Annotated in this window: 19 protein-coding genes; 12 read left to right on the forward strand and 7 right to left on the reverse strand. The window is 39.6% G+C overall.

Annotated elements, in window-relative coordinates; genetic code table 11:
- Positions 1-143: 143 nt before the first annotated feature.
- The 3 genes from ACH30E_RS15055 to ACH30E_RS15065 are packed head-to-tail and all read right to left on the reverse strand — an operon-like array spanning position 144 to position 3,683.
- Entirely contained in the window at positions 144-1,232 is a 1,089-nt protein-coding gene (locus ACH30E_RS15055; protein ID WP_490825487.1) for a bile acid:sodium symporter family protein, read from the reverse strand.
- 36 nt (positions 1,233-1,268) lie between these two features.
- Positions 1,269-2,786, reverse strand: coding sequence for a gluconokinase (locus tag ACH30E_RS15060; protein WP_490825488.1), 1,518 nt, complete (start codon positions 2,784-2,786; stop codon positions 1,269-1,271).
- 18 nt (positions 2,787-2,804) lie between these two features.
- Positions 2,805-3,683: a helix-turn-helix transcriptional regulator gene (locus ACH30E_RS15065; RefSeq protein ID WP_490825489.1), complete on the reverse strand. Its 879-nt coding sequence runs from the start codon at positions 3,681-3,683 to the stop codon at positions 2,805-2,807.
- Between the two features lie 219 nt (positions 3,684-3,902).
- Here ACH30E_RS15065 and ACH30E_RS15070 point away from each other — a divergent pair, with 219 nt between their 5' ends.
- The 7 genes from ACH30E_RS15070 to ACH30E_RS15100 all read left to right on the forward strand — a co-directional run bounded on the left by ACH30E_RS15070 (position 3,903) and on the right by ACH30E_RS15100 (position 15,000).
- Entirely contained in the window at positions 3,903-7,064 is a 3,162-nt protein-coding gene (locus tag ACH30E_RS15070; protein ID WP_490825490.1) for a SusC/RagA family TonB-linked outer membrane protein, read from the forward strand.
- Positions 7,065-7,074: 10 nt separating this feature from the next.
- A complete protein-coding gene (locus tag ACH30E_RS15075; RefSeq protein WP_490825491.1) occupies positions 7,075-8,634 on the forward strand; it encodes a SusD/RagB family nutrient-binding outer membrane lipoprotein in 1,560 nt (519 codons plus the stop codon).
- Positions 8,635-8,918: 284 nt separating this feature from the next.
- On the forward strand, positions 8,919-10,637 hold the full coding sequence (locus ACH30E_RS15080; RefSeq protein WP_490825492.1) for an IlvD/Edd family dehydratase: 1,719 nt from the start codon (positions 8,919-8,921) through the stop codon (positions 10,635-10,637).
- A gap of 9 nt (positions 10,638-10,646) precedes the next feature.
- Positions 10,647-11,642 (forward strand): SMP-30/gluconolactonase/LRE family protein, encoded by a 996-nt coding sequence (locus tag ACH30E_RS15085; protein WP_490825493.1) that lies wholly within the window; start codon positions 10,647-10,649, stop codon positions 11,640-11,642.
- A gap of 6 nt (positions 11,643-11,648) precedes the next feature.
- Entirely contained in the window at positions 11,649-12,485 is an 837-nt protein-coding gene (locus ACH30E_RS15090; protein ID WP_490825494.1) for a fumarylacetoacetate hydrolase family protein, read from the forward strand.
- Positions 12,486-12,506: 21 nt separating this feature from the next.
- Positions 12,507-13,664 carry an endo-1,4-beta-xylanase gene (locus ACH30E_RS15095; protein WP_490825495.1) on the forward strand — a complete coding sequence of 386 codons (1,158 nt, stop codon included), beginning with the start codon at positions 12,507-12,509 and terminating at the stop codon, positions 13,662-13,664.
- 25 nt (positions 13,665-13,689) lie between these two features.
- Positions 13,690-15,000, forward strand: coding sequence for a gluconate:H+ symporter (locus ACH30E_RS15100; protein WP_490825496.1), 1,311 nt, complete (start codon positions 13,690-13,692; stop codon positions 14,998-15,000).
- A 102-nt stretch (positions 15,001-15,102) separates the two neighbouring features.
- Here the strand turns inward: ACH30E_RS15100 and ACH30E_RS15105 are convergent, their stop codons facing one another.
- Together ACH30E_RS15105 and ACH30E_RS15110 are read right to left on the reverse strand one after the other, a co-directional pair.
- On the reverse strand, positions 15,103-16,443 hold the full coding sequence (locus tag ACH30E_RS15105; protein WP_294996582.1) for an ABC transporter permease: 1,341 nt from the start codon (positions 16,441-16,443) through the stop codon (positions 15,103-15,105).
- 44 nt (positions 16,444-16,487) lie between these two features.
- Positions 16,488-17,423, reverse strand: coding sequence for an ABC transporter ATP-binding protein (locus ACH30E_RS15110; protein WP_294996579.1), 936 nt, complete (start codon positions 17,421-17,423; stop codon positions 16,488-16,490).
- A gap of 150 nt (positions 17,424-17,573) precedes the next feature.
- Between ACH30E_RS15110 and ACH30E_RS15115 the strand changes: the two genes are divergently transcribed.
- The 5 genes from ACH30E_RS15115 to ACH30E_RS15135 all read left to right on the forward strand — a co-directional run bounded on the left by ACH30E_RS15115 (position 17,574) and on the right by ACH30E_RS15135 (position 21,161).
- A complete protein-coding gene (locus ACH30E_RS15115; protein WP_294996576.1) occupies positions 17,574-18,569 on the forward strand; it encodes a zinc dependent phospholipase C family protein in 996 nt (331 codons plus the stop codon).
- Positions 18,570-18,664: 95 nt separating this feature from the next.
- Positions 18,665-19,090, forward strand: coding sequence for a hypothetical protein (locus ACH30E_RS15120; protein WP_490825497.1), 426 nt, complete (start codon positions 18,665-18,667; stop codon positions 19,088-19,090).
- A gap of 9 nt (positions 19,091-19,099) precedes the next feature.
- Complete coding sequence (locus tag ACH30E_RS15125; protein WP_490825498.1) at positions 19,100-19,777, forward strand: hypothetical protein; 678 nt, start codon at positions 19,100-19,102, stop codon at positions 19,775-19,777.
- Positions 19,778-19,785: 8 nt separating this feature from the next.
- On the forward strand, positions 19,786-20,526 hold the full coding sequence (locus tag ACH30E_RS15130) for a sensor histidine kinase (protein ID WP_294996566.1): 741 nt from the start codon (positions 19,786-19,788) through the stop codon (positions 20,524-20,526).
- Positions 20,523-21,161 (forward strand): response regulator transcription factor, encoded by a 639-nt coding sequence (locus tag ACH30E_RS15135; RefSeq protein WP_294996564.1) that lies wholly within the window; start codon positions 20,523-20,525, stop codon positions 21,159-21,161. The genes ACH30E_RS15130 and ACH30E_RS15135 overlap by 4 nt, the downstream gene beginning before the upstream one ends.
- Before the next feature lie 605 nt (positions 21,162-21,766).
- Here ACH30E_RS15135 and ACH30E_RS15140 read toward each other — a convergent pair.
- Entirely contained in the window at positions 21,767-23,386 is a 1,620-nt protein-coding gene (locus ACH30E_RS15140) for an NAD(P)/FAD-dependent oxidoreductase (RefSeq protein WP_490825499.1), read from the reverse strand.
- A 263-nt stretch (positions 23,387-23,649) separates the two neighbouring features.
- Entirely contained in the window at positions 23,650-24,024 is a 375-nt protein-coding gene (locus ACH30E_RS15145) for a DUF3127 domain-containing protein (protein ID WP_294996558.1), read from the reverse strand.
- Positions 24,025-24,037 lie beyond the last annotated feature (13 nt).

Consider the following 24,037-nt stretch of genomic DNA (forward strand, 5'->3'; position numbering starts at 1 on the left):
CAAAAGTTGCTCCTTACTAATTTGCACATTCTGCGAATGAATTTGTGTGTTGAATAGTAGTAATGAGCAAAAAGACCAGAGTAATTTCCATTTCATTTTCATATAGCTTGTTTTAAGATTAACCAATTTATTGTGCTGTTCATTCACTTATTCTTATCCTCAGGATACCGGTTATGCCACCAACTTGCCAGAATCGATCCGGTAACATTCATTACAGGGCCAAATACAGCGGCCGCTAATCCTACAGTAGCAACTTTCCCCAGTTGTTTGGCTATACCAGAAGCCAGTCCGGCATTTTGCATACCAACTTCTATGGCAATTGTCCGGCAATCCTTTTCTGGTAATTTAAACCACCTGCTTACCCAATATCCCAGGAGGTATCCGAATAAATTATGAATCAGCGCTGCAATAATTAATACAAACCCCATTTGCATCAGGTATTTTGCTCCTGCTGCAGAAATAATGAGCACGATACAGGCGATACTAAACATGGATAAGAAGGGCATGAAATCATCCAGCCATTTGGATTTTCCTTTTACAAGTTTATTAAAGAGTAAACCTGCACCTATTGGAATCAGGATCATTTTTACAATATCCCACATCATTTGCAGGGTATTAATTTCAATATAAGCTCCTGCAATTAACTTCATCAGTAATGGGGTTACAAGTGGTGCAAGTAAAGTTGTAACAGAAGTTACCGTAACCGATAATGCAAGATTTGCTTTAGCCAGATAAGACATCACATTTGATGCCAGTCCACTAGGCGAACAACCAATTAAAACAATACCTGCTGCTATTTCAGCCGGAAGATTTGTGGCAAAAGCCAGTGCCATCCCTAATAGGGGCATAATGGTGAACTGACAGACTACACCTATCGCTACTGCCTTGGGAGATTTTATCACTGCTTCAAAATCACGAATGCCCATCGAAGACCCCATGCCAAACATCAGCAGTTGAATTAATGGAATGATAGCACTGCTCAACGGAAACCCGAACCAGGAAATAAAATAATCGGGATGAATAAAAGCAATGGTTACAACAGAAAAAATTATCATGGTAAAAGCTATACCACGCAAAGCCTGTACATTTCTACAAACCAGGGAAAGCAAAAGAAAAAATACTGCTAATGACCAGCCTGCAATTTGACTCAACCCATTTAACCAACTAAAAGTTGCAGTAATAAGCGAGAGAAAAGTGAGGTTATATAAAATAATGAGCTTAAACTTTTTCATGGGCATAAATTTTCCTGACTATATGATGCTATTTATTTACTGTTGCTGCAAATTGGATATCTGTTCAAATTCATCAGCTAATTTGTAACTGAGCCTTTCAAATATTTGATAATACTGCAAATAGGTTTTGTGGTTTTTCTTATCGGGAAGTAAGGTATCGGTAAGCGTTACTTTCTGTACTGCTTCGTCTAGAGATTGATAAATACCCATTTCAGTTGCACTTAGTAAATAGGAACCATAACTCACGCTATGGTAATCCTGGCTAAGACGAACCGGTTTATTATATATATCTGCTACCATTTGTGAGAAAAAAGGTAGCGAACCAAAACTTCCATTGATGGTTAATGTGTGGATATTAGAATGTTCTTCCAGGATCTTACCGATGCTATATATCTCGTACAATATACCTTCTATGGCAGCGCGGATAAAGTGAGATTTTTTGTGCTTTATATTCATACCAAAAAACATCCCTCTGGCATTGGCATTCCATATTGGTGCCCTTTCACCCAGTAAATAAGGTAAGAATATCAACCCATCGGAACCAGGATTAACAGTTGCAGCTTCATTGATCAGCGCTAGCATGCTGTGTTCTATATCGAATGGATTTTTAAAATCACCAAATTGCCTTGTAAACCATTCGAAAATGATACCGCCGTTATTGGTAGGACCTCCTGATATATACCTGCCTTCTGTAAGCAGGTAATTAAAAAATCTTTTCTGTTGATCCTGCAGTACTTTATCTCCCATCACCCTTACAGCCCCGCTATCCTCTACAGTAATAGTAGCCATGCCTTCTTTAATAACACCATCTCCGAGTAAAGCCATACAACCATCACTTGAACCCACTAGTATTTTAGTATCTGCTGATAGTCCTAATGAAGTTTGGTAAGCCTTATTCAGCTTTCCTGATTTTGTAAATACAGGTACCAGTTCTGGTAGCATACCTGTATGAATACCTGCATAGGCCAATGACTCAGGATGCCAGGCAACCTTATGAATATTTAATAAACCGGTTGCAGAGGCAATGCTATGATCTATCATATACTCTCCGGTTAGTTGCTGCAGTATATATGATTTTAATGAAAGGAATTTATCCACCTGCTTAAACTTCTCAGGCTCATTATTTTTTATCCAGGTAATCTTTGCCAGTGGCGACATGGGGTGCAATGGAGTACCTGTTGCGGTGTATATATCAGCTCCCAGATCAGAAGATTTTAAGTCAGCGGCTTCTTTAATAGCCCGGTTATCGGCCCACATAATTGCATTACCGATCGGATTACCCCGTTTATCTACGGCGAGTAAACTATGCATAGAAGAGCAAAAGCAGATACAAACCACTTTATAATTTTTTGGATGAACAACATCATTCAAAAGATTTTTAAGTACATACAACATGGTTATAAAAATCTGGTCAGGATCCTGTTCGCTGAAATTGGGCTCACTATGAAATGTGGGGCAATAACCTTTTAAGGAACCAATCTGATTACCATTTATATCAAATGCGTAAACCCTTACTGCATTTGTTCCGAGCTCAATGGTTACAATACATTCCATATAAAAAAGTTGATGTGTTTATAAATGGTTTTTGCGAAACTCGCTAGGTGTGTACCCGGTAAGTTTTTTAAAAGTGGTAGAAAAATGCTGCGATGAATAAAAGCCGGTATCAAGTGCTATATCTGTTAGATTAATATCGGGTTGTTTTAATAATTTGATTGCTTCTGACACCCTTATATTTATAAGATAGGCCAGCGGAGTAAACCCAGAATAGCTTTTTACTTTCTCATTAAAAAGGGTTGTACCCAGCCCAACAAAAGAGGCCATTTCTTCTACAGTCCATTGACGAGCAAGGTCGCGCCGAAGCTCTTGCTCAAGTTTCATAAATGTTGAAGGGAAGTCGCGTACAGAATTCGAAATGCATGTCAGGTTCCTGGTGATGAGTATAAACATTTCATCAATCAGGTGGTTAATTCTGGTCTGATAACCTATCTGCTGATCAAAAATTTCTTTCTGGATACATTTAAAAATAGTGCCGGCCTCTGTAAATTTTTGAACAACAGATGCATTGTTTAAATACAATATCCCTTTTATTTCATCTCTTTCCTTTTTAGAAAGCGCAGTCCATGAATGTTTACCCGTTTCATTATGATCATTCATATCAGTAGCAATCTGTATCCATGAAAAGCTGCCTATTTCCAATACATCGTTGGAACTTGAAAGGACTACATTGGGAGATATAAATAATAAATCGCCGGGAAACAGCGAGTATGACAGGTCATTAATAAACCATTCAAATTTCCCTTCCTGAATAAAATAAATCCTTACCCCTGAACAACAGGATTTGGAGAACCCGCTTAACCTGATTGCCGTGTTCTTCAGAACACCAATTTCCAAAATATGCGGAAAGAGACGCAGTTCCGGATCTTTTTGCTGAGTTAGTACAAACTGGTTCATAGGCAATTTGAACAGACTACTTAAAGGCTGTTAAGGCAATCGCAATGCTTTAATATAGGTATTTAAAGTAAGGAAATTTATTTGAGGGTCATTTACAAAAACCAACAAAGTTTTTTTTTGGTAGCTATCCGGAAAACACTCTCCTACTTTAGTGCTGCTTTGATAGGCCAGCTGTTGCCAAATGCTGGTATTTATACATTAATCAAAACGACTTGCCGTATGAAGGAAAATTCTATGCCTGGACTAAACCAATTGTTTATCAGGTTCTTATCAATCATTTTACTATTCACCATTTTTACAACAGCAAAGGCCCAGACTGTTACCGGGACCGTTGTAGACGATGGTGGCAAACCACTTTCCGGCGCTACCGTAACGGTTAAGGGTACTACGAAAGTAACTACCACTGCCCCCAACGGAAGTTTTTCTATTGCAGCAAAAGCCAGCGACGCAATTGTCGTAAGTTTTGTAGGCTTTACTACAGTAGAGATCCCCGTAAACAATCGCTCATCTATTGCGGTTAATATGGTAAGAAATGATGGCTCAGAACTGGATGCCGTTATTGTTACCGCTTTAGGTATTCGCAGAGAAGCCAAAAAAGTGGGATATGCCGCAGAAAATGTGAGATTAAATGAAGTTCAGCAAAATCGTACAAATAATATCATGAGTGCACTGGAAGGTAAAGTAGCCGGTTTAGATATTTCTCCACCCTCTTCTGGCGCAGGATCCAGTACAAAAATCAGGTTAAGGGGACAATCTGCTTTTAGTGGTGCAAATAACTCTCCTTTGATTGTAATCAATGGTTTACCGATGGATCAGGATGCCAGAGGTGCAAATGGAAATGCTTCAATTGACTTGGGAGATAATATGCAACAGATAAACCCTGATGATATTGAAAGTATGACTGTACTGAAAGGTGCCACTGCTGCGGCTCTATATGGATCAAGGGCTGCCAATGGTGCCATTATTATTACTACTAAAAATGGTTCTAAAAATAGCGGTATAGGTGTTGAATATATTTCAAACTATTCTGCGGATAAAGTTATTGATTTAACTGACTTTCAATATGAATACGGACAGGGACAAGCCGGTGTTAAACCAACTACACAAGGTCAGGCAGTAACTACAGGACAATTTGGCTGGGGCGCAAAATTAGATGGAAGTCCAACCGTACAATTTGATGGTGTATCCAGACCTTATGTTGCACACAAAAACAGGATCAAAGATTTCTATCGTACAGGTACATCTTTTACCAATACAATCGCTTTATCCGGAGGAAATGCTAAAGGAAGTTTCAGAGCCTCATTCTCCAATATGGAAGCGAAGGGTATTTCTCCCAATAATACCTACAAAAAGAAGATCGTAAACCTTGGCGTTAGTCATTCTATCACAGACAAGCTTTCTGTTCAGATGAATGTAAACTATACCAATGAACAGAATATGAATCCGCCTCAGGTAGGTGTTCAGGGCGTAGGCTCACCGAATTTCTTATACAGAATGGCTAATTCAATCAGCCTTGATGTACTCCGTGAAAAAGCGGTTGCTCCTAATGGTACAGAAACGCAAACATCTGGGTTTCAGTCTACATTGATCAATCCTTATTTTATCATGCCACGCCAATTCATCACCAATAAAAGAGATCGCTTCCTAACTACGGCAACTGTAAGGTATGAACCATTTAAATGGTTGTATGTACAAGGTCGGGCGAATATGGATTATGGCGTAACCTTCCTGGAACAAAATCTGCCAACAGGCGTAGGTACTTCAACTCCGCTCAATGGTGCAGGAACAGGTTATAATGGTACTTATAGCGTAAACAATGGCAATAACAGACAATTAAACATGGATATCCTGGTAGGTGCCAACCGTAAGTTTGGAAATTTATCCGTTGACCTGAGTGCAGGAGGAAACGTATATACCAATTATTCAAGAGGTTCAAACCTGAGTGTACAGGATTTCACAGTAAGAAACCTTTACTCATTTGAAAATGGTATAACAAAATCAGATCCTAATAACCCAACCAGTTATGGCATATACAGGGAGAGGGTAAACTCGGTTTACGCATTTGCCGAATTGGGTTACAAAAACTTTTTATTCCTGAATCTGGCAGGTCGTAATGACTGGTTTACGGTATTGAATCCAAAAAACAATAGCTATTTCTATCCTTCTGTGAGCGGTAGCTTTATTTTTTCTGAATTCCTGAAAAAAGCAAGCTGGTTGAATTATGGTAAATTCAGGGCATCGTATGCGGATGTAGGTAGTGCAAATGGTATCAATGCATTTTCAGGTTTACTCACTTACAGTATTCTCCCTAACCCATTCAATGGTCTGGCACTTGGTAATATTGCAAATGGTAACAGTCCAAACTCCTTACTTAAACCATTCAGTGTAAAGGACAAAGAAATTGGTGTGGAACTGAAAATGTTCAATAACAGGGTGAATGTAGATATTGCTGCTTATGAGAAAAAAACAATTGATCAGATACTCACTGTTCAAATATCAAACGCATCCGGATATAATGGTACTCCACTAAATCTTGGTTCATTATTGAATAGAGGTTTGGAGTTTACACTGGAAGTAGTTCCTGTTAAGAAGAGAGACTTTATTTGGACCAGCTCTTTCAACATGGCTACAAATAGTACAAAAGTGCTGGCTCTTGCACCAAATACGAACCGTATAATTGTAACATCTTTTGGCGGCAATGAATTTATTGGTTCTTTGGTTTATGAAGTAGGACAGCCTTTAAATCAGTTGGCAGCTAAAACATATCGCAGAAATGCGAAAGGAGAAATTATGCTCGACAATAATGGCAGGTTACTGGCAAGTACCGGTCCTGATGTGCTTTTTGGCAGTGCACTTCCTAAATATACAGGTGGATGGAATAATACATTCAAATACAAGGACCTCAGCTTACTTGTTCATATCGACTATAAAATCGGAGGCAAAATTTTATCATCAACTGCTTTAAATGGCCTCAGACAAGGTCATACAAAAGCATCGTTGGTTGGAAGAAACGGAGGAGTAATTTTCCCTGGTGTTAATGCTGCAGGTACGGCCAACACTGTTGCCGTAGACCCACAGCTATTCTATACAGATTATAGAAACCTGCAAATTGCTGATCCTTTTATTTTTAAATCCGACTTCATCAAGCTAAGGAATATTACCCTTACGTATGATTTTACCAGGTTCATGAACCGAAATGTGAAATTCATTAAAGGATTAACACTTTCAGCTAGTTGCCGCAATGTACTGATCATTAAAAAATACATTGCTGATCTTGATCCGGAAGCATTTGCTTCTTCCGGTGATAACAGGGTTGGTTACGAACAAACAACACTACCAACAACCCGCAACTATGGTGTAACACTTAATGTAAAATTCTAAAAACCACCACATGAAAAAGTTCCATTCATTATTAATCATATCACTTGCTATTTCCCTCTTAACGGGGTGTAGTAAAAATTTCGAAGAAATTAATACTAACCCTTATGCATTAACCAGTATAGATCCTGCACTTGTTTTTACCAATGCACAACGCACTTCCTATACCGGATTCTGGGAAGGAGAACAAACAATAGTTCAGCAATTTGTAAATGCATACAATACCGGGGCAACAGCCGGTTTTAACTTCAATGAAGACAATAACAACTTTAATACACCACCATGGAATACTTTGTATCCGGGAACGATAAAGTTATTAGAGCATATTGTAAATGAATTAAAAACTACTACCACACGTACCAATTTGTATAATATGGCCCGGATCTGGAAGGCTTATGAATATATGGTATTGGTAGATACTTATGGCGATATTCCATACAGCCAATCAGGCAAGGCCTACCTGGAAGCGGTATTTTATCCGAAATATGATAAGGATGAAGTGATCTATGATGCATTGTACAACGAATTCAAAAATGCTACTGCGGCACTTGATCCGTCTAAAGACCTGGTAAGAGAAGACTTGTTTTTCGGAACCTCCAGCTCGGCTGCGGTACAGGTAGCACAATGGAAAAAACTTGGTTATTCATTACTTCTTCGATTAGGCATGCGCTATTCAAAATTAGATGCTACAAAAGCAAGGTCAATTGTACAGGAAGCATACAATGGAGGCGTAATGCAGACCAATTCGGATAATGTGTTAATCAAATTCGATGCGGTTTATAACAACTCGTTAAATGCAGGCCCAAGAGGAACCAATCCCTATTTCTATTACCTGGCCCAGCCATTTGTTTCGCAATTAAAAAATACCAGGGACCCAAGACTTAAATATGTTTCAGGCAAATATGCCAACCCTAATCAGGTGCTTGCACTTGTTCCGGATACAACAACCGACAACCAATTTGGCTTCCCTGTTGGGTACGATCAAACAAGTGTATTGAATGCGCCTGGTTATAGGGGTACAGCAGGTACCGGGCAGAATTATTCTCAACTCAATTTTACCGTTTTTGGTAGTGCCATTGCGCCAGTGTTTTTTGTAACCAATGCTCAAACCAAATTTTTACTTGCAGAAGCAGCATTCAGGGGTTGGTTAACAGGACTTACCGGAGCATTAACAGCTCAACAGTATTATGAGGCTGGTGTACGTTCATCAATGGATGAATACTCGTTGTATCCAAATGTGCCAAGCCCGGCTATTGCTGTTGGCTTACAAAATGCCTATTTAACTGATCCTACAGTAGCCTATTCAGCAGTAAATGCATTGGAACAAATCAATACACAATATTGGATTGCATGTTTTGGTAATGGTGCAGAAGGATTCGCCAACTTTAGAAGAAGCGGTTTTCCAACACTAACACCGAACGCCTATAATAATAATCTTCAGGGTGGGTTCGTAAGACGTTTCGCATACCCGAATGAAGAATCATCAAGAAACAATGCCAATTATTCTGAAGCAGTTGCCAGTATCGGAGGAAATGACAATTTAACCACAAGGGTTTTTTGGGATAAGAATTAATAAATACTAACAACTGGTAGCTCTTAAAATAGCCTGATACGTTATACAGCATGTTCATTACATACAGAACACCGTTTAACAAATAGGAAAAATTTGTAAAAAACATTTGAACATATATCAGGCAAAGATTAAACTGTCTCGCTTGAGAGGTTTTACATAACCATAAGACCTTGTGTTTCTACATGAGGTCTTTTTGGACTAATAAACTCACCGATTATTTGAATAATAACGTAGATGAATGGCGGGTTTAACTATTTTTATGAAGATGATTCAAAATTGTTCAAATGGATAAGAAATTACGCAGCCAGGATTGGTTTGGCAAAAAGAATAAAGACGGAATTATTTACAGAAGCTGGATGAAAAACCAGGGTATGCCAACAGATATGTTTGATGGCAGACCCGTAATTGGTATTTGTAATACATTCAGTGAATTAACTCCTTGTAATGCTCATTTCCGCGATCATGCAGAAGCCGTTAAAAGAGGAGTATTAGAAGCAGGTGGCTTCCCGCTTGAGTTTCCGATTATGAGTTTGGGTGAAACATTGCTTAAACCAACTGCCATGCTTTTCCGAAATCTGGCAAGCATGGATGCAGAAGAATCAATCAGGGGAAATCCGATGGATGGTGTAGTACTACTTACCGGATGCGATAAAACTACACCTTCTACTGTAATGGGCGCTGCAAGTGTGGGACTTCCAACCATTGTAGTTCCTGGTGGACCTATGTTGAATGGACGTTATAAAGGACAAACCATTGGCAGTGGAACACATGTCTGGAAATTTGATGAAGACATGAAGACGGGCAAAATGACCCAGGAAGAATGTGAATATGCAGAAAGCTGTATGAGCAGAAGTATTGGTCATTGTATGACGATGGGAACTGCATCTACTATGGCATGTATGGTAGAGTCACTTGGACTTACACTCAGCGGCGCTGCTGCTATTCCGGCAGCCGATTCAAGAAAAAAAGTAATGGCACAACTGAGTGGCAGAAGAATTGTTGAAATGGTGAAAGAAAATCTTACCATCGACAAAATACTCACACGCGAAGCTTTTGAAAATGCCATAAAAGTAAACGCTGCTGTTGGTGGCTCATCAAACTTTATCATTCACCTGATGGCAATTGCAGGAAGAATAGGTGTACCACTTACACTCGACGACTTTGACACCTTAGGAAGCAAAATACCTTTGCTGTTGAATCTGATGCCGTCCGGAAAGTTTTTAATGGAAGACTTTTATTACGCTGGCGGATTACCGGTAATATTAAATGAACTACGTAACGAATTACACAAGAATGTAATTACGGTAACAGGAAAGAACCATCATGAGAATATAAAAGGCCATTCAGAATGCTATAATACAGAAGTAATTTCCACTTATAACGAGCCCCTGATTCAGGAAGCAGGCTGTGTTGTTGTTAAAGGAAATCTTGCATTAAATGGAGCCGTTATAAAACCATCTGCAGCGTCTCCTCATTTAATGAAACACAAAGGAAGGGCTGTGGTTTTTGAAAGCATTGAAGACTATAATGCCCGTATAGATGACCCCAATCTGGATATCGACGAAAATTGTGTGATGGTGTTAAAATATGTGGGGCCCGTAGGTTACCCAGGCATGCCTGAAGTTGGTAATATGGCATTACCCAAAAAAATACTGGAAAAAGGCATCAAAGACATGGTTCGTATAAGTGATGGCCGCATGAGCGGAACAGCTTATGGAACAGCTGTTCTACATGTTTCCCCTGAATCGGCTATCGGTGGAAATCTGGCACTGGTACAAAACGGCGACCTGATAGAGCTGGATGTTGAAGCAAGAAAACTTCATCTCGATGTTTCTGAAGAAGAACTTGCAGAAAGAAGAAGTAAATGGATTGCCCCTCCTCCTGCTGCTACCCGCGGTTATGTTAGCTTATATATTAAACACGTAATGGGAGCAGATACAGGCGCAGACCTCGACTTTTTACAGGGAAGCTCCGGTTCAGTAGTTACCAGAGATTCACATTAATTACAAAGCATGAAAAAAAATACTATCGTTCTTTTATTAGTCTCGCTTGCTCTACCCTTTTCTTTATTCGCACAATATAAAACAACAGGTTCGATTGAACGATTAAACAGTTCTTTGGACAAAGTCATTGATATTGAAAGCAAGGCCGAAATTATTGCAGAAGGTTTTGATTGGAGTGAAGGGCCACTGTGGATTGCTAAATATAATATGCTCTTATTCTCAGATGTGCCAAAGAATACGATTTATAAATGGACAGCCGCAAAAGGAACAGAGGTTTACCTCACCCCATCTGGTTTTAGTGGTACCAATTCAAAAAGTAAAGAGCCAGGTAGTAATGGACTATTATTAGATAAAAACGGTAACCTCGTATTATGTCAACATGGAAACAGACAAATGGCGAGAATGGAAGCTGGATTAAATGACCCTAAGCCTGTTTTTTCAACCCTTGCCGGAAATTATGATGGTAAAAAATTCAGCAGTCCAAACGATGCTGTTTTCAGTCAATCAGGTGAATTATATTTCACAGATCCTCCTTATGGATTGCCCATGCAAAACGATCAGGATCCGGCAAAAGAAATTTCGTTCAATGGCGTTTATAAAGTAAATAAATCTGGAGAAGTTGTTTTACTTACTGACAGTATTACCCGTCCAAATGGTATTGCTTTTCTGCCTGGTGAAAAACAATTGATCGTTGCAAACTCAGACCCTGCAAAACCAAACTGGTATATTTATGATGTATCAGGTGATCAACTCAAAAACGGAAGAATATTTTATCGTGCACAAATGCAAAAAGGTGAAAGAGGTTTACCCGACGGACTTAAAATAAACCGCAAAGGAATTGTATTTGCTTCCGGTCCGGGTGGCATTTGGATCTTCGACAGTAAAGCGGTATTACTTGGTAAAATAAAACTCCAGGAAGCAGCATCCAATGTCGCTTTATCTGCCGATGAAAAGACATTATTTGTTACCAATGATATGTATTTATTAAGGATTAAGTTAAAATAAAAACAGATGAAGGCCTATCACTTACAGCATGGCATTGCATTAGAACAAGACAGTCAATTTTTCTTTGCAGCCGGAGAAGACTGGAACAGCTTTATCAATAACGATAATGCGTTAATTCAGTCAACCGAATGGATCAATTCGGGAAAGGCTCAACCTATTAACCATATAGAGGATGACGCATTAAGAGCGCCTATAGGGAACCAGCAGGAACTCTGGGCTTGCGGTGTTACCTATCTGAGAAGTAAAATAGGCCGGCAGGAAGAAAGTAAAGACAGTGGTGGGGCAGATTTTTATGCAAAAGTATATGAAGCAGAAAGACCGGAAGTGTTCTTCAAGTCAACTCCTCATCGGGTTGTAGGGCATGGTGAAAAAGTAAGGATCAGAAAAGACAGTACATGGGATGTGCCGGAGCCAGAGCTTACACTGGTAGTTACCTCGTCAGGTAAAATTATTGGATATACTATAGGAAACGATATGAGCAGCAGAAGCATCGAAGGAGAAAACCCTTTGTACCTGCCACAGGCAAAAACTTATGATGCGTGTGCTGCAGTTGGTCCTTGTATTTATCTTACCGACAAACCACTTAGTAAAGAAACAGCAATAGCGCTTTCTATTAATAGAGCTGATAAGACTGTCTTTGAAGGATCAATTACATTGTCACAAATGAAACGTACTCCGGAAGAATTAGTATCTTTTGTATTCAGAGAAGCGAGTTTTCCCTTCGGCTGCTTGGTGATGACGGGCACCGGTATTGTACCAGATAGCAGCTTCACTTTAAAAAGCGGAGACGAAATAAGCATTTCCATCGAATCAATCGGCACATTGGTTAACATAGTTGCCTGATTGAAAAGAAATACCAGCTATATGAAAAAAAAATGGCTCCTGATTGCAGCTTATGGTTTTGTACTTTATGCGATTGTAAGTTTTACCGGTAAGGGAAAATCGGATACAATTGGATTAAAAGATGCCTATAAAAATACATTCCTTATTGGCGCAGCAGTTAACGATGCTATCGTATCAGGAAGCGATGCAGCTTCACAAGCTATTGTGGTGAAGCATTTCAACAGTATTACGCTGGAAAATTCTATGAAAGCTGCACTGGTTAATCCAAGACCCGGTGTATTCAATTTCGGTCCGGCAGATGCTTTTGTTGCTTTTGGCGAAGCAAATAAAATGTTTATTGTGGGTCATACCCTGGTTTGGCATAATCAGGTGCCTGCATGGTTTTTCACTAATGCAAATGGGCAGCCAAACACTAAAGCAGAACAGATTGAACGACTGCGCAGTCATATTGAAAAAGTAGCCGGTCGTTATGCTGGCAGGGTTCATGCCTGGGACGTAGTTAATGAAGTAATCGACAACGATGGTAGTTACAGGCCCACAACATGGGTAAATGCATTTGGTAATGGCGATACGCTTGTAAAGTATGCATTCAAATTTGCCAGTCAATATGCACCTAATACCGAATTGTATTATAATGATTTCAATGCATGGCGCCCCACCAAAAGAGATGGCATTGTTCGAATGGTAAAAATGTTGCAGAAGGAAGGTATCAGGATTGATGGTGTCGGTATTCAGGGTCACTGGGGACTTAACTTCCCTAAAACCGAATACATTGAATCTGCCATTGATGCTTATGCTGCTACGGGCGTAAAAGTAATGATCACTGAACTGGATGTAGATGTTTTACCATTGACCAAAGAAGGACAGATTATCGGGCAAGGCATGAGCGATAAACAATTTCAGTTGGAAGAATTCAAAACATTTTTAGACCCTTACCAAAAAGGATTGCCGGATGATGTACAAAAGGCATTAACCAACCGGTACAAAGAACTATTTGGTATTTTTTATGGCAGACGCGATAAAATAGCCCGTGTAACCTGCTGGGGAATTCATGATGGAATGAGTTGGAAAAACGACTACCCTATTCCAAACAGAACCAATTATCCTTTATTATGGGATAGAAATAAACAACCAAAGCCCGCTCTGGAAGCTGTGATGGCTATTCCATCATCGAAATAAATATTTCACCTTTTTAAAGTATTCTATGGAACTGCTTGTCATTTTTTTAGCCATCTGCCTGCAACTATTCCTTACTTATAAAAAAGTGAGTCCTTTTTTATCACTGTTGATCGTTGCTATTCTATCTGGTATTTGTTTGGGCATGCAACCGGCTGAAATAATTAAATCAGTAGAGAAAGGAGCTGCAAATACTTTGGGAGGACTGGCACTAATTATTTGCCTGGGTGCTATTTTAGGAAAATTGCTTGAAACAGGTGGTGCTGCAGAAAAAATTTCGACGACCCTGATTAATGGATTTGGTGAAAAAAATATCCAGTGGGCCATTATGTTAACAGGTTTCTTTATCGGCATTCCGCTTTATTATAATGCAGGTTTTGTAATACTTGTACCATTGGTATTTTCTGTGGCACATAAAGCAAAACTCCCTTTATTATATGTGGCTATTCCAATGGCTGCCGCGCTATCTACTACCCACTGCTTTCTTCCACCCCATCCGAGTCCGGTATTTCTGGTAAATGCATTCCATGCAGACATGGGAAAAACACTGGTTTATGGAATGATTATAACGATACCTGTTGTAATAGTTGCGGGCCCTATGCTTGGAAGGTTATTGAAAAAAACGGAAGTGAATATTTCGTCGTTTCTGTTTAGTACTTCAACAGAAGAAAACAAAAAACTACCCGGCACATTGCCAAGTTTTCTGATCGGACTCCTGCCTGTTATACTTATTACGCTGGCAGTGCTGGCTCAATATTTTTTAGCAGATGGACTATTCAAAAAAGCGGTTTTATTTATTGGCGACCCAACGATTGCCTTGCTTATTGCTGTTTTTATGGCCATCTGGTTTTTCGGTATAAAAGGCGGGAACAATATGGAAACCATCACCAAATGGTTGAATGAAGCCATTTCGGGGATTGCTGTTATCCTGTTGATTATTACTGCCGGAGGTATATTCAAACAAGTATTACAAGACAGTGGTACTGATCAGTACATTGCTTCTTTCAGTAGTAAATGGGAAATGCCTCCCCTTATTTTTGCTTGGATCATAACGGCGATGCTCAGAATCGCCATCGGATCGGCAACGGTTGCAGGTATTACCGCTGCAAGTGTTGTAACACCATTGGTAACAGCAGGTGCAGTTTCTCCAGAGCTAATGGTACTGGCTATAGGAACCGGAAGCGTTTTTGGATCGCATATCAATGACTCCGGTTTCTGGATGTTTAAAGAATTCTTCAACCTCACCCTCAAACAAACCTTCCTATCCTGGTCCGTAATGGAAGCGATTATTTCGGTGCTGGGGATTGTGGGGGTACTGGTGTTGAATCTGGTGATATAAAGAAATAAGGAATAAGGAATAAGAAATAAGGAATGAGAAAGTAGAAGCAGCATCTCACTTTCTCATTCCTTATTTCTTATTCCTTATTCGTTATTTTCAATGTCAGTTCTTCCTCACCGCCCACTTCCAAAGTTCTTTCCAGGTAACTTTTTTACCGTACATAAGAATACCTGTTCTGTATATTTTAGCGGCGATCCAGGTGGTTCCGAAGAATCCGAGGATCAGGAATGCCATACTTAGGATTAATTGGAAAACGGTTACGCCGTCTGGGATACCGTGTGCAACCCTTGCCATCATTACAATGGGTGAAGTAAGTGGGAATAAGCTACCAAAAATTGCCAGGTTGCCATTTGGATTATTTACGGCCTGCATCATGATTACGATGGAGAAAATGATGGGCATCATAATAGGTAACAGAAGGCTCTGAGCATCTTGCATGTCTTCATTGGCTGCACTACCTACTGCTGCGAAAAGGGATGCATACATAAAATATCCACCGAGGAAATAAAACACAAAACAACCAATGATAAGCGGGAAGTTTATTTCACTTAATCCAGCCATAATGCCGCTTAGGGCACCCGATTGTTTAGCACTAGTAGCGGCCGCCATCATACCAGGCTGAACTGGCTGTGATTGCATTTGCTCGAATAATTGAGGGAATAATACCGGTATCAATAATTGTATACCAAATATTAATACACCCCAGATTATAAACTGTAGCAAACCGACTGCACCAATACCAACAATCTTACCCATCATCAATTGAAAAGGTTTAACGCTGCTCACAATTACTTCTGCAATGCGGCTAACTTTCTCTTCCACCACCCCGCGCATTACCATTGTTCCGTAGATAAACAGGATAATATAAATCATAAATCCGGAAACAAAACCAACGCCATAGCTGAGTCCAACTTTGGTCTGGTTTTCTGTTTTACCTGATGAACTGGCAAAAGTGATTGATTCTTTCTGGTTCTGAATACTATCCAATTGTGCCTTGGAGATATTCATAGACATCAGTCTTTTTTCCTCGAGGGCTTTACTGATACGGCTTTCAATTTTCTCGCGGGTCATCAGACCGACTGTTTTAGCAGACCTGAACTGTAGAGAATCGTTTGTATTACCGGTAATAGTGTAAGTAGCCGGAACATATAAATAGGCATCATACTCTTTTTTATCCAGTTTGGATTTAAGTATGCTGGTATCGTCTTTTACAAATTCGAAATTGATATCGCCGCCTTTCTTGCTTTCTATTACACCATTAAATACATTGGCATTATCTAATACAGCGATATTAAAATGATCGGCAGATTTAACCGAGAAGAAAATCATTGCTGCATAAAATGCAAAAATGAGTACGGGAACACCGATGGTTGTTAACAGGAATGTTTTTTTCTGTACCCTGGTTGAAAATTCCCTTCTTGCTACTAATAATATTTTATTCATGAGTTATAGCGTTAGTGGTTGATAAGTGATAAATAATCCAATGATTAATCTACCTGTTGAAATGATCTGGTACGTGCGCTACTGCCTTCTACCAAACGAATGAATATTTCATTTAATGATGGCAATATTTCATTGAATGCTTCAATGCTTGCACCCTGCTGTAAAAAATGTTTTAAAATATCATTACTTGTATATCCTTCATTAATTTTTACCACATATCCTTTAGCAGTAGTTTCTAAAAGAGAAAAAGCCGGGTTATCCGTATTTATCTGTTCGCCAGATGCTTTGATGCTAAACTTATTCTCCTTGAAACTTTGCTTGATTGCAGAAACAGTTCCATCTAATACTTTTTTGCCGAGATTCATCAGCACAATATGATCACAGATTTCTTCCACCTGTTCCATACGGTGGGTACTGAATATAATGGTAGATCCCCGCTGTGCCAGACCAAAGATTTCATCTTTAATCAGGTTAGCATTCAAAGGGTCTAATCCGCTGAATGGTTCATCGAGAATAATCAGTTTAGGCTCATGAAGCACTGTAGTTACAAACTGTAATTTCTGGCTCATCCCCTTACTAAGGTCTTCTACCTTTTTGTTCCACCATGTTTCCATTTCAAGTTTCTTGAACCAGAACTTTATTTTTTCCATGGCTTCCGCCTTACTCAATCCTTTTAATTGGGCCAGGTATAGTGCCTGCTCGCCAATTTTCATTTTTTTATACAAACCTCTTTCTTCGGGCATGTATCCGATAAGCTGTACATCATTCAAGGCATCGAATTTCTTGCCATCCAGTATAATTTCACCCATATCCGGATAAAATATACCTGTGATCATACGCAAGAGCGTGGTTTTACCCGCTCCATTCGGACCAAGAAGGCCAAATATGCTCCCTTTTTCGATGGAGAAACTGACATCATCGACGGCTTTCTGGGTAGCATAATATTTTCTTAATGCCTGCAGTTCAAGAATCTTACTCATATTCATGTTTGGTTATGGTAATGGATACAATTTCCGGGATTGAAGGTAATAAAAGCGCTTCACCCAGGCCATTTGTAGTTCAATATGATCAAATATTACAGTTTGAGGTACTTAAAATCCTAATTTCGCTCCCATTCTACAAAAAATACTATGAAAAAAGCTGGAAAACTACTTATTCTCCCCATTTTACTTTTCGTAACGATTATTAGTTCCGGATGGGGATTCCTGGTACACAGAACCATTCACCAATTGGCTGTTTATGAATTACCGGATCCGGTGAGGTCATTTTTTTACCAGAACATGGAAAACCTGGTTTCCAATGCCCCAAGACCCGACCAAAGAAGAAACACCGATAGTACTGAAGCCACTAAGCATTTTATTGATTTTGAAATGTATGGTCCCGATGCTTCACATAAAATGCCCACAGAATGGGAAAAAGCCATACAGGTTTATTCAAAAGACAGCCTGTTGAAATATGGTTATGTACCATACCATATTATATATATGCAGGCGAAACTTACTGCAGCTTTCAAAATGAAACAAAAAGACAGTATCCTTTTCTATGCAGCTGATTTAGGACATTATATCGGAGATGCCCATGTGCCATTACATACAACCGTTAATTATGACGGACAACTCACTGACCAGAAAGGATTACATAGTTTATGGGAATCGATGATACCCGAAATTGAAATCGGAAATTATAACTTGTATACATCGCATCAGGCAACTTATCTGAAAGACCCCACAGCGGCAGTTTGGAAAGCTGTAAGGACCGGGTTTGATATGGTTCCGGAAATGCTCGCAAAAGAAAAAGAGGTTTCTGCCCATTTTACAGACGAACAAAAATATCGGGTACAAATAAGGAGAGGTAAAGAATCGAAATCATATACATCTGAATTTGCAAAAGCATATGCCGCTGCTTTAAAAACCAGTATCAATGACCGGTTATTACAGGCCTCTGAACTGATTGCCGATTTTTGGTATACAGCCTGGGTAGATGCGGGCAAACCAGATCTTAGCTCATTAGGAGGCAATTTATCATCGGCAATGCAAAAACAGCTGGATAGCGAACTCGAGTCATTCAGGAAAAATGAGCTGATCAAACAAAATTTACTGATTGCTAAAAAAGCTGCAGGAGAATAATTAACTATCTTATATTACACCACAAAAAAATGGGTGAAAAAACGGTTGTGGGAGCACAGCCGTTTTTTATTTTTAACCTTTAAATACAAACTGCAATGAGTACACATTACGGAAGCCATGTACCCTACCCCCTGGCAGAAGAAGAATTACAAGAGTATCGGGAGATTTTCGGGAAAACTCCTTATTACCGTGAATCAATCACTTATTCTATAGGTGAAATTCAGGCCTATCTCGACAGAGCCAGGTTATGTCTAATTGAACTCGGAGTGAAAGAAGTTGAACAACAGTGTGTAACTTTTCTTCCCTGCCTCAGTAAGGAAGATCAGAAACTAAATGTGTTGTTAGTGCCTTCTTATATGGCTTTACAGGCCAATGAAAATGGCATTTTTAAACACATGTTTAAGAGAAGGTTTGGACAAATGCAGGGAACTCCTGGTTTGCCCGATCCCGACAACCTCTTCAATGATGTTCCGGAAGAAGATTTGATGAATGCCTATAATACTGGAAATACTGCACCATAATTTTATAAGATGCCTATATTAAGTAATTTCATCGTAGAGCTGCTGGCATTGCTGGCGGCTCTATATAACCTGAAGCATATCAGGAATACCCGTTACTTCTATTTCATCCCATTTCTGGCTTTTACTTTATTGGGTGAATTTGGAGGATCACATTTTGCAAAATATTATGCAGACTATGTAACAGGTAATACCCATATATACCTTTGGGTAGTCGTTTTTGGATTTATATTCTTTGGCTACCAGTTTTATGAAATCTTCCAGTCTAAACTATGGAAGTGGATCACTGCAGTAGGTACTACTTTGCTGGTATTGGCCATGCTCTCCTATTTTTGCTTTTTACCTGTTTATATACAGCTATACTTCAACACCTATGTAATAGGAGGTTTTTTCCTTTGTTGCATTTCCTGTGCATTTATGTACCAACAGTTTATCGTGAGCGATGACTACGAAACAAATCTTTTTCATGTACCAGACTTCTGGTTGGTAATGGGTATTCTATTATTTTATGTTGGCAACAGTATCAGTTTCGCTTTACATTATTTTCTGAAAGGTGAACCTATTATGATCTGGGGAGTAAAAATCTATCACTTTTTCCCAAGGGTTTTAAGCGTATTTTTATACGGATTTATCACCGTAGCTATATTCTTATGGAAAAAGTATCGAGAGAAGTCCTTGTCGGCATCATAACAGCCACAATGTTCATCCTGCTATTCAGCATTGTAACTATGCTGGTGCTGGTAAATTTTTTCCGAAGAAAAAAGAAAATGTTTTACGAAAAGAAAGTAAGGGAGGTTCAGTTTCAGCAAGAGCTTTTACAAACGCAGCTTGAGATGCAGGACCATACCTTTAAAATAGTCAGCCAGGAAATACATGATAATGTAGGGCAAATATTGAGTCTTGCAAAAGTAAACCTCAATATCCTCATGATGGAAGGCCAACGTGACCCAAAAATCACCAATATAGCCGAACTCGTCGGCAAAGCCATCCGCGAACTAAGGGACCTGAGTGCCGGATACTATGCCGACCGTCTTGCTGAAGAAGGCTTAATAATTGCTATCAAACACGAATTACAACAATTAGAAAAAACCGGACTACTAACTACCTCATTTTATACCGAAACAGACCGTCTGCAGATCGATAAAAGTAAAACCATTTTCCTGTACCGTATGATTCAGGAAATCTGTAATAATATTTTAAAGCATGCCGATGCTACTAAAGTGGATGTAGCTATCATGAAAAAAGGCGACCAGATCAATTTACAAATAAAGGACAATGGAAAAGGATTCGATGAATTAAAAGAAAATTTCAAGCCTGGCATTGGGTTAAGCAGTATCAGACAAAGGGCTGAAATGATTGGCGCATCTGCACAAATTGATAGCGAATCGGGTATCGGCACCACTTTCAACCTGAATTTTAAGTTAGAAGCAGCATCATGATAAAAATAGCATTGGTTGATGATCATGTAATCCTGAGAAAAAGCTTATCGGTACTTATCGGTATGCTCCAGGATTTCAATGTGATGATGGAAGCCGGCAACGGTAAAGAATTTATTGATCAACTGAATAAAGATAATATTCCCGACATAGTGCTGATGGATATTACCATGCCGGTAATGGATGGAGTTGAAACCACCAAATGGATCAAACAAAATCATCCGAATATAAAGGTGGTGGCACTCAGCATGATTAAAAACGACCTGATCATCATACGTATGCTTAAAAATGGTGCTCGTGGTTATATCCTTAAAGATTGTGAACCTGAAGAACTACGTTACGCACTTCGTGAAGTGTATGAAAAGGGATATTTCTATAATGAACTCGTTACTCCACGTATGAAAGTAAAGGAAGTAGACAAAGAAGAGCCTTTACAAAAAAGCATGATTAATGAAGGTGAATTATCTTTTCTACGCTGGGCGTGCACTGAAAAAACTTACAAGGAAATTGCGGATGAAATGGGTGTAAGTGCCCGAACCGTAGATGGTTACCGCGATGCTCTTTTTCAAAAACTACAGGTTACCACAAGAGTAGGGCTTGCTATTTATGCTATTCGGCATGAATTGGTGACACTTTGAGTTCGTTGTTAGCAAGTAAAAGCTTCTAGCCACTAGCTGCTAGCTTCTAGCTATTGCTATTGCTATATGGGGGAATTTGGCTGCAAGCTACAGGCTGCAGGCTTCAAGTTATTGCTATATGGGGTATTTAGTTGAGCGTAGGATGGAACACAGATTATCATGATTTTCAAGATCTATCATGATAAATCCTGAAAATCATGATGATCTGTGTTCTATTAATAACAGGTAGTGCATTTAATGCAAGCAAATATTTCACTACCAGTTCATTTTAAATGATCCAATTTCAAGCCCCGTTAATTTATTCCAATTATAGCAGAAAGCCTACAACAAACATCAATCAAAGCTTGCAGCCTGCAGCTTGCAGCCAAATTCCCCTGACAATTCTGCTACTTTCAGCTAATCTCCAAAAAATGGGTGTTTTTCACATTGTTGGCGGAAACTGCTCATGGTAGTTTTACATCATGAAGGGGCGTTTACAGCAGTTCAATAACACTGTTAACGCAGGAGATAGCTGCCATGACCGGGGGGAATACTGGTAGCCTATCTCTTTCCTGAGTTTTCAGTTTTTAATAGGATTACAAGGACAATGAAAGGGGGATAATTCTTTATCCCCTTTTCGCTATGATGGTATCTGCAACCCTTTCCCCATCCATTGCAGCGCTGACAATACCGCCTGCATAACCAGCGCCTTCACCACATGGATATAAATTACTGAACTGAGGATGTGCCAGTGATACCGCATCTCTTGGTATACGAACCGGCGAAGAGGTTCTGCTTTCTGTAGCTACAACCAGGGCTTCATTGGTATAATAACCACGCATCTTATTGCCGAATGCTTTAAATCCACCCTGTAAACTGCTATGTATAAAATCAGGCAGCACAGCACCTAACTGATAGGAAACAACACCGGGCAGATAACTACACTCAGGTAAATTTGTAGAATATTTATTGTTACAAAAATCTACCATTTTTTGTGCAGGTGCAACAAAACCACCCCCACCCGATTGAAAAGCTGTTTGCTCAACCACAGACTGAAAATGCATCAGTAATAAAGCATCTTCTTTCCAGGTCCCATCTTTGCTATTAGGGTAAACAGCATCAAGCAAATTTTTATTTCTTTCAAAAAAACGAACCGCATCGGCTTGTTCAACCTGTACCACCATCCCACTATTGGCAAACGGATTATTTCTTTTACTTGGGCTCCATCCATTTACAACCAGTTCGCCAGGGTTGGTAGCAGCGGGGGCTATAATACCTCCCGGACACATACAGAAACTAAACACACCCCGGTTATTTACCTGTTCAACCAGTCCATAAGCCGCAGGCGGTAAATCGACATCTCTGATAACACAGTGGTATTGTATCGAATCTATCAACTGCTGGGGATGTTCGATTCTCACGCCCAGCGCAAATGGTTTTGCTTCGATTTTAATCCCCCTGTTTTTAAGCAGGAAAAAAATATCCCTTGCCGAGTGACCCGTTGCAAGAATTACATCATCAGCTAACAATTCATCACCATCTGCCGTTATCACCCCTTTCAGGGTTGATCCTGCAATCAGCAGGTCCGTTACTTTCTTTTCAAATAAAAATATCCCCCCGCTATTGCGTATCTGTTCGCGCATGGCGGTGATGATGTGCGGAAGTTTATTTGTTCCAATATGTGGATGTGCATCAAAGAGTACAGACTCTGATGCACCGAATTGATACAAGAGTTGAAGAATACGATTGATATCACCCCTTTTGGTACTCCTGGTATAAAGTTTTCCATCGCTATAAGTACCTGCACCTCCTTCCCCAAAACAATAATTGCTCTCTGGATTAACTATTCCCTCTTTATTCAATTGAGCAAGATCCCGTCTGCGGGCCCGAACATCTTTTCCTCTTTCGAGTAATATGGGACGAATTCCTTTCTCGATTAAGCGCAATGCAGCAAATAATCCTGCCGGACCAGCACCAACAATAATGACGCTTTTCGTAGCATTGCCTGTATCCTGAAATTGAATGGAGTTGATTGCCCGGTTAGAAAAAGGTTCATCAATAAAAGCCTGTACAGTTATATTAATCCATACTTGTTGCCGGCTTCGTGCATCGATAGACCTTTTCAATAAATGAAAGCCAGAGATAGCTTCCGTCTTTACACCACTTGCACGAGCGATATAAGATCGAATAATTTTTTCATCAGCCGCTTCCGCAGGCTTTAGTTTGAGTGATAATTGTTTTTGCATACTGTTAGGTATTTAGCCTAAAAAGTTATTTGAAGTCCGGGAGTCGGGGGTCGGAAAGTCCGGGAGATGATGGTTTTTAGGTAAGTCACTTTTCTAACGAATCATCTTCCGGTCTCTCGGACTTTCGGACTTCGGACTTCCAGAATTTTAGTCCGGGAGTCGGGGGTCGGAAAGTCCGGGAGATAATTCGTTAGTAATATACTTACCTAAAAACCACCATCTCTCGGACTTCCGGACTTTCGGACCCCGGACTATAAAAAAAATCAAAACGGCAAATCATCCACCACATCCGCCGGAGGAGGCATATCATTATAGGCATTTCCGGAGCCGGCATCTTGTTGTCCAAGTTTAATGGCTTCCATACGCCATGCATCCAGGTTGGTGATATAATTCTCGCGTCCGTCCTTTACCCATTTAGATCCTTTGATATTGAACTGAACTTTTACCTCATCTCCAATATTAAAACGATCGGGCATAGCTGTCTTATCCTGAACGCATTGAAACTTTACATAATTGGTAATAACTCTACCGCCAATATCTTCTGATTTTTCCAGCACAAATTCCCTTGTTTTGAAGGTTTCACTTCTCTGAACGATATCAAATTTGGCGACTAGTTTTCCGGTAATTTCGTAAGACATTCATTTATAATTT

The sequence above is a fragment of the Sediminibacterium sp. FW305-C-61 genome (assembly GCF_058231065.1).